The sequence below is a fragment of the Gemmata algarum genome (assembly GCF_034097035.1).
GTDB lineage: Bacteria > Planctomycetota > Planctomycetia > Gemmatales > Gemmataceae > Gemmata > Gemmata algarum.
In genome coordinates this window covers 39832-47871 of the sequence record NZ_JAXBLV010000206.1, presented here as the reverse complement: position 1 = coordinate 47871, position 8040 = coordinate 39832, and the positions used below count along the sequence as shown (strand labels likewise).

Sequence of the window (8040 nt, the reverse complement as noted above, 5' to 3'; positions counted from 1 at the left end):
AACTTAATCGGCGAAGCTCAATTCAGCCGTCAGGCCTCATCTCGTCTTCGCGTCTCATTCACCACCGCGGTGCAGTGGTAACGGAATGATAAGAGCCAGGGTGGGGGGTGTCAACGCGCCCGGTAAAAAAAATGGGAACACGATCCAGAACCCTTGGCATACAAGGGTTTAGAGTTCTCAGCAGTTGTGCCGCTTCTGCCCCACTCCGGGCCGGTGGCGTGATTTGCCACATCGTCGGCCATTCCTCCGGGCTCACTAGATGGAAGTGAACCCAGACGTTACAACGATCTTGTCCCCGCCACATGCGCGGGTCAAGCATAAAGGGCGCCCCTTCGCGGACATTTCATCATGGCCACTCCACACGCACTGATCCTTCGGGCGCCCGGGACCAATTGCGATCACGAGGTCCAGACCGCGTTCGAGATGGTTGGCGCCCCTTCCACTCGTTTGCACCTGAACGCCCTGCGCGAAAACCCGAAGGCCCTTCGCGATTACCAGATTCTGGTGCTGCCCGGCGGCTTCTCTTACGGCGACGATGTCGGCGCCGGGAAGATTCAAGCCCTGTACCTTCAGCACTTCCTGAGCGACGCGATGCGGAAGTTCCGCGATCAGGAGAAGCTCATTCTCGGCATTTGTAACGGCTTTCAGGTGATGCTGAAGGCCGGGTTGCTCATGCCGGTGGACGAGGAAGACGGCCCGATCGCAACGCTGACGAACAACGACTCGGGACGCTATGAGGATCGCTGGATCCATCTCCGGGCCACACCAGGGAAGTGTCCCTTTCTGAAGGGGGTGGAACAGGTCCACCTGCCGGTGGGTCATGGCGAGGGGCGGTTTGTGTGCCGGAAAGAATGGATTGCGAAGGGGCTCGAGCAATCCGGGCAGGTGGTCCTGCGATACGTTGACGAACACGGAACCCGCGGCGGCTACCCCATCAACCCGAACGGCGCTCAGGACGACATCGCCGGGATTTGTGACACCACGGGGCGAGCGTTAGGGCTGATGCCGCACCCCGATCGGCACTTGTTCCCAACCCAGCACCCGCAGTGGACGCGCCGCGGTCTGAAGTCCGAAGGAGATGGCCTCGCCATCTTCCGTAACGCGGTCGAGTTTTTCAAAGAGTGAGTGTGTCTCCCAGAATTAAAATCCCCATCCGCTGAGCTTGTACATCGTGTCATCGTCGTCCCTCCAGCGCGGGGTTGAGGCGCGGATGATGGGGCAGGCTTGGCGATTTCCGTTTGAGCCGCAGGGAACCGGCCGCTTGCGGCCCGTGTGATGACCAGTCGCTCGCCGGTACGGGGTCCGCGCCCCTCCCCTACCCACCCACGGGTCGATCAACGGCACATTGCTCCCCAGTCGCTGGCGACCAGCGGGGCCAGCTTTTGAGGCACATCGCCGCGCAGGGAGTCGGAAAGCCCACGCTGCGAGTCCGTACAATACCGGCTCGCCCGACAACTGGGGGAGCACACGATGCAGCGGAGCGCAACGGCACTGGTGGCCCTCGTTCTGACCGCGACCGCGTCGCCAGCGGCGGTCGTCACGAAGGTCGTCGAGTACGATTACGACGGGGTCAAACTCAAGGGGTTCCTCGCCTTCGACGATGCGGTGAAGGAAAAGCGGCCCGGGGTGCTGGTGGTCCACGAGTGGTGGGGACTGGACGACTACGCGAAGGGGCGCTGCAAGCAACTCGCGGAACTCGGCTACGTCGCGTTCGCGCCCGACATGTACGGCGAGGGTAAGGTGGTGAACCACCCGGACGACTCGGGCAAAATGGCCAGCGCGGTGCGGGCGAACGTGACGGTGTGGCGCGGCCGTGCGGAGGCCGGGCTGAAACAGCTCAAAGGACAACCCAACGTGGACGGCGACAAGCTCGCCGCCATCGGGTACTGCTTCGGCGGAAGCACTTGCCTCCAGCTCGCTTACGGCGGGGCCGATCTGAAAGCCGTTGCGACGTTCCACGCCGCGCTCCCGAAGCCGACTGAGGCCGAAGCGAAAGCGATCAAGCCGAAGCTACTGGTCTGCCACGGCGCAGCGGACACCTTCATTTCGGCACAGTCGATCAAGGACTTCCGCGGGGCGCTCGATGCCGCCGGCACCAAATACGAGTTCGTGGCTTACCCAGATGTGGTCCACAGCTTCACGGTGCCCGGTGCCGACGCGCACAACATTAAGGGCATGAAATACGACAAGCACGCCGACGAGGACTCCTGGAAGAAGATGCTCGCGCTGTTCAAGGACACGCTCGGTCGCTGACCGCAGCAGTCGGGAACCGTGATCGTGGGAGTGAGCGGATGCGGCCCCGTGGGGCGCCAAGCTCAATGAGGTTTGGCGCCCTACGGGGCCTGATCCTTGGTCTCGTGCCCGTACCGATTGTGCCGCGTGTTCCCATCTCGCGGCCACGAACGCACTTCTCTAACGTTGGCGCGCTGTGCTAACGTTAGTCGATGGAATGAAACGCGCAAGGTAGCGCACGCCCAGATTGCAGGAGGCGTATCACATGTCCGCCGGGACCGTCACCCCATCCGCGCCGCAGCCGGCGGCCAGACGCTCGCGTTCCAAACGGTGGCTGAAGCGGCTGCTCCCGTTGTTCACGCTGCTGATACTGGTGCTGTGGTTGGCGCCAACCATCGTCGCGAAGACCCCCCTTCGTAACGCGGTCGCGCGGAAGGCGCTCGCCGACGTAAAGGGCTCGGTCGAGGTCGGGGGCGCGTCGCTCGGGTGGTTCGCTCCGGTTGAGCTCCGTGACATCAGTGTTCGGGACGAGTCCGGGCGACCGGTCGTGAACGTCGCGAAACTGCGGTCGCAAAAGACCCTCGTAAACATAGCAGTTGCCCCGAACGCCCCCGGGGCGTTTACGGTCGAGCGCCCGACGATCAACGTAACGTTCGAAAAATGGAGCACAAACGTCGAAAGCGCGTTCGCTGAGTATCTGAAAGAGAAGTCGGGTTCCGCTGCCCGCGTTGCGGTGAATGTGAAAGTGACAGGCGGCACGATCACGCTTCTGGAAGCCGACACGAACACGAGCACGAGCGTGGAGGGGATAGAGGGTTCGGTTGACGTGCCCGCGGCGGCGGCCGAACCGGTCGCGGTGCGCCTCACCGCCGCGACCGGTGAGCTGAACGTCGACGCCACGATCGGCGAAACCGGCACCGCGAAAGTTACGAGCAAAGGTCTCAAGCTGGATACGTTCGCCCCACTGCTAAAGCGAGCCGACCCGGCGCTGAAGCTCTCGGGCGCGCTGGGAACGGACCTGAAGCTCTCGTGGAAGACGGACGCCCGCGGGCGGCTCGCCGTGGCCGTTGCCGGCGCCGCGAACGGGACGCAGCTCGCGCTCTCCGCGCCGTGGCTGAGGGGTGACGAGTTGCGCTTCGACTCGGTCGCACTGCCGCTCGACGTGGAACTCGTCGGGCGGAATTTACAGGTGCGGTCGCTCGACCTGAAATGTGACACCGGCACGGTTTCCGTGAAAGGTGTGTTCGACCCCGAGCAGGCCACGGAGAGTCTGCTCAACCAGCCCGGCGTGTCGATCGAGGCGGACGTGAACGCCGCCCAACTTCTCGCGAAGCTGCCGAAGCTGTTCAAGCTCAAAGGCGGCATTGAACTGCATGAGGGGCGCCTCGGCGTCAAAATCGCCAGCAAGACTGATCCCGCGAACGGCGGCACCGTTTGGGACGGGAAGGTGAGTACATCGGCGCTGAAAGCTACGGCGCCGGGACCGGACGGTAAGGCGCGGCCGGTGGTGTGGGACGAGCCGCTGAAGGTCGAGTTCGTCGGGCGGTACGCGAGCGGACGGTTCCCGACGTTCGAGAAGTTCGTGTGCTTCTCGGAGTTCATGTCCGTCAACGCGGCCAGCGACTCCGAAAAGCTCTTGCTGTCCGCCAACGTGTTGCTCGGCCGGCTGGGCACCCGGCTCAAGGACTTCGTGGACCTCGACGGCTGGACGATTGACGGGCGGGCGTTCGCGTCGCTCGCGGTGCGCCGGAGCGCGGGCGATGCGTTCAACGCGGAGGTGATCGTCGAACTCACCGACCTCGCGGTCGTCGATCAGAACCGGAAGGGCTGGCGCGAGCCGGCGCTGAACGCGCAGTTGAATGTCAAGGGAACACGCCCCGCCGACGGTCCGATCGCGCTCGCCGGCGCGTCTATGAAGCTCACCGCCGGCGGCGATCGGCTCGAGGTTGACCTCACCGAACCGGTCGCGGACCTCGCCAAGCTGTCGAGCGGGAGCGCGGGTGTGCGTCTTCAGGGGCAGGTGGCGAGCTGGAAGGACCGCCTCGACGTGCTGGTCGGCATGCCGGCATTTGAGTTCACCGGGACGATCGACGCACAGGGCAAGGCCCGGTTTTCCGACGATCGCGTGACGATGGACCGGCTTCAGGTCACCCTCACAAAGCCGAAACTGGAGCGGTGGGTCGCGCTCGACGAGCCGCGCATGAGTGCGGCCGGGGATCTGGTGTTCACCCGCGCCGACCGCGTCGCGACCATCTCGAACGTGGCGGTCACGTCGGACACGCTCAATGTCGCCAAAGGCACGCTCACCTTCGAGGTGCCCGCGAAGGGCGACCCGGTGATCAGTGGAAGCGGGCAGAGCACCGTTGACCTGAACCGGCTCGGCCGCACCGTAAAGTTGTACACCGATCCGAACGGGCCGGAGGCCCTCTACGGCACCGGCACCGGGCCGCTCAAGTTCCGCACGGCGGGGAGCGTCACGGAGTTCAGCGGCTCGCTCGCGGTAACGCGCTTCGGGTACGGCCCGAAGAACCAGCTCGTCTGGCAAGAGCCGGCGCTCCAACTCGAGGCCGAGGGTAAGTACGACAACGGCACGGAGGCGCTCGTGCTCGCCGGTGCCAAGGTCGAGCGCCCGGGCCTCGTGCTCAACACGAAAGGGACGCTGGCCAAGGTCACCACCACCGGCGAGGTGAATCTGACCGGCACCCTGCGGTACGATTGGGACCAGCTGAACCCGCTGATGCGCAAGTTCGTCGGTGACACGTTCACCGCGACCGGCACCGGCTCGCGCGGGTTCGCACTGTCGGGCCAGCTCGAACCGCCGGTCGCGGTGGTTACCGCCCCCCCGTCGCCGAAAGGCCGCCCCGCACCGAAAAGCGGCCCGGCGCCAAAGGTGCCTGTCCCGGGGACGCTCGCGGGGCTGTCCGGCCAGGGTTCGGCCGGGTGGCATACGCTCAACGCGCTCGGGTTCGATGTCGGTGCGGTGGAAGTGGACGCGAAGATGACCAGAGGGGTGGTGAAGGTCGAGCGCATTCACACCACCGTTGCGGGCGGTAAAGCGTCCCTCGAGCCGACGATCAACCTCGGAACCGCCCCCGGCACGGTGACGTTTACGAAAGGCGCGGTTATCGACCGCGCGAAGATCACGACGGGCTCGCTGGGTCAGGTCGGGGCGCTGAGGTTCGCGCTGCCGGCGTTCTCCGGGGCGGTGCAGGCGGAAGGCGAGTTCTCGGCGGCGATCGAGGACAACCTCGTCTCGCTCGCCGACCAGAATCAGACGGCCGCGAAAGGAGTGCTGCTGATCCACCGCGCCACCGTTGGGCTCACGCCGGTCGCGGCCCAGGTCGCAAACCTGCTCGGCGCGAAGGACACCGCGATGACCCTCGCCAACGAGACGGCCGTAACGGTGCAGGTCGCCAACGGGCGGGTCCACCACCAGAACTTCGCGATGCGGATCTCGGGCACCACGTTCCACACCAGCGGGTCCGTCGGGTTCGACCAGTCGCTCGATCTCGTCGTCGATGTGCCGATGCCCAGAGAGTTCGTGCTGCTGAAAAACAACCCGGTGCTGCAAAAGGCGATCGCCGGGAAGGTGCTGAAGGTGCCGCTGAAGGGCACTTTGACCAAGCCCGAACTGGACCCGAAGGCGCTGAACGCGGCGATCGCCGCGCTCGCCCGCGAGGGCGCAAAGGACGCCGGTAAGGACCTGATCGAGAACGAGATCAAGAAGCTGTTCCCCGGCGCGGCCGTGCCGTCCCCGCAGGGGGGCGGGTTCCCGTTCCCGTTCGGCAAGAAGCCGTAGAAAGTTCGCCTTGTCGCTTTAACGCGGTGTGCTATGTGCTCCGGCCGGTTCCTACCCCCCCGGAGGTTGGCATGCGGTTCCGGACACTGATTGCAACGCTCGCCGTTCTATTTGCGTTGCCCGCGCTGGCGGAAGACCTTCGTCCGCTGGTGCCGCCCCGGGCATGGGCCACAGTCGCTGAAACCCCGGCCGCAGCCCCAGTCAAGCCACAAGTCACGAAGGTTTTTACCGTTACGGAACTGGTCGGGCCGTCTCTGTCGCCTGAGGGCGAGAAGGCCGCTACCGCGCAGCCGTCAAACGCACAAAAGCTTGTGAAACTGGTGACGGGCATGGTCCGGCCGTACTCGTGGGTCGGCGCAGGCGGCACGGGAAAGGTCGAATACTACGACATCGGTGCCGCGCTGGTCGTGACGAACACCGCGGACGTGATTACGGAGATCGGCGACCTGCTCGAGGCGTTGCGGCGGGTCTCCGTCATGAACCTGGTTTATGACGTTCGGTTGGTCCGCGCGCCGGCAAACGTGTTTGAGCGGGCCGGGGTGAAAGCGGCACGCGATACCGTTCTTACCGATGCGCAACTCCGGGCGGTGCTCGACGCCAGCCAAGCCGACCGCGACGCGAGCGTGACGCCGTTCCCGCGAATCACCGCTGCGGCCAGCGAAACGGCCACCTCGAAGTGCGGCAACACGCAGACGTTCGTGACCGGCCTGGATGTCACGAAGGTGAAAGGGGCGTCCGTTCTGGTGCCCCGGCAAACGGCCGTGCACCTTGGCGAATCGGTCACGGTGAAAGGTGTGGTGTCGGCCGACCGCAACTACGTTCACGTCGAAGCGAGTGTGTCACGCACGCAACTCGTCGGGAACGTTGAACTGATTCCGGTAACGACGCAAATCACTCCGGTGTTCGAGGGCGGGGCGCAGGGTAAGCCGGTACCGTTCACGCAGTTCGTTCAGGCGCCGGACGTTCGCAAAGAGAGCGTCGAGCGGTCGGCCGTTGTTCCTAACGGCGGGACGCTTGTGATCGGATCGTGGAAGCAGGCGGCCGAGGGGCGCGGGAAGGACAAGCCGGGACCGGAACTCGAAGTCCTCGCGCTCGCGACCGTTCGTACAGCGTTCGACATCGACGCGTTCCAGAAGCACCTCACCGCGCCGGGCACGCCGCTGAGGAACAGCGTTCACAAGCTCAGGAGCGTCGCTGCCGCCGATGCGGCGCTGGTGCTCGGTGCGCGGTTCCAGCGGGCTGGGACCAAGCTGGTCGCTGAACCGGTTTCGAACAGCCTTCTGGTAAGCGGGGACAAGGACACCGTCGAGCAGATCGGCAAGCTGATCACCGAACTGGATAAGCCGCTGCCGCAGACGGTCGTGCAAGCGATGATCGTGGACGTGCCGGACGGGTTCCTGGCCAAGTGCGGTTTGACGGCGGAACGCGGCACGTCGGAGTGCGTGCTCACCCCGCGCGAAGCCGAGAGGCTGAACGCCTTCCTGCGGGCCGCGAAAGAAAAGGGCGAGTGCGAAGTGTTGTCCCGGCCGCAGGTTCAGGTCGCCGACAATCAAACAGGGTACGTTCAAATCGGGCAAAACTATCCGGTGGCGCTCGCGGGCGGGAAGGTCGAGTCTAAATTTGCCGGCACCGCACTTCGCGTCACACCGTGCCTCGCACCCGATGGCCAAACCGTGAAACTGACCACGGAAGTGCAGAACGGTAAGGTCATACCGGGTACGGTGATGACCGCGTTCATCCCCGGAACCGCCTTCCCCGTCACCACGCTCGTGCCGGCGACGGTGTGTACGCATGAGGTGCGGACCCATGTGGCGGTTCCCGCCGGGCACACGGCCGTGGTCGCCGTCCCTGTTGCCGAGCCCGCGCCGGCAGCAGGAGCGCCTCAGAGCGGCGCGCGGACACAAACGATCGTGGTGCTCACCCCAATACCTGTCGTTCACGATGTCGGGTCAAAGCCGGCCGGGAAGTGAGTCGAAGAGCCGGCAGACGCTTGCGACAGTGCAGTGACC

The 8040-nt window shown here is 65.0% G+C and carries 4 protein-coding genes; all 4 read left to right on the top strand.

Annotation, left to right across the window (positions count from 1 at the left end):
- Nucleotides 1–348: 348 nt before the first annotated feature.
- The 4 genes from purQ to R5W23_RS23505 all read left to right on the top strand — a co-directional run bounded on the left by purQ (nt 349) and on the right by R5W23_RS23505 (nt 8001).
- Complete coding sequence (gene purQ, locus R5W23_RS23520; protein ID WP_261188403.1) at nt 349–1125, top strand: phosphoribosylformylglycinamidine synthase I; 777 nt, start codon at nt 349–351, stop codon at nt 1123–1125.
- Between the two features lie 345 nt (nt 1126–1470).
- Complete coding sequence (locus tag R5W23_RS23515) at nt 1471–2253, top strand: dienelactone hydrolase family protein (protein ID WP_320688411.1); 783 nt, start codon at nt 1471–1473, stop codon at nt 2251–2253.
- 244 nt (nt 2254–2497) lie between these two features.
- Nucleotides 2498–6031 carry a hypothetical protein gene (locus tag R5W23_RS23510; RefSeq protein WP_320688410.1) on the top strand — a complete coding sequence of 1178 codons (3534 nt, stop codon included), beginning with the start codon at nt 2498–2500 and terminating at the stop codon, nt 6029–6031.
- Nucleotides 6032–6102: 71 nt separating this feature from the next.
- A complete protein-coding gene (locus R5W23_RS23505; RefSeq protein WP_320688409.1) occupies nt 6103–8001 on the top strand; it encodes a secretin N-terminal domain-containing protein in 1899 nt (632 codons plus the stop codon).
- Nucleotides 8002–8040: the final 39 nt, after the last annotated feature.

Excerpts from the sequence above, each read along its gene's own strand:
- purQ (WP_261188403.1), top strand. The coding sequence starts at position 349 with ATGGCCACTCCACACGCACTGATCCTTCGGGCGCCCGGGACCAATTGC.
- R5W23_RS23515 (WP_320688411.1), top strand. The coding sequence starts at position 1,471 with ATGCAGCGGAGCGCAACGGCACTGGTGGCCCTCGTTCTGACCGCGACC.
- R5W23_RS23510 (WP_320688410.1), top strand. The coding sequence starts at position 2,498 with ATGTCCGCCGGGACCGTCACCCCATCCGCGCCGCAGCCGGCGGCCAGA.
- R5W23_RS23505 (WP_320688409.1), top strand. The coding sequence starts at position 6,103 with ATGCGGTTCCGGACACTGATTGCAACGCTCGCCGTTCTATTTGCGTTG.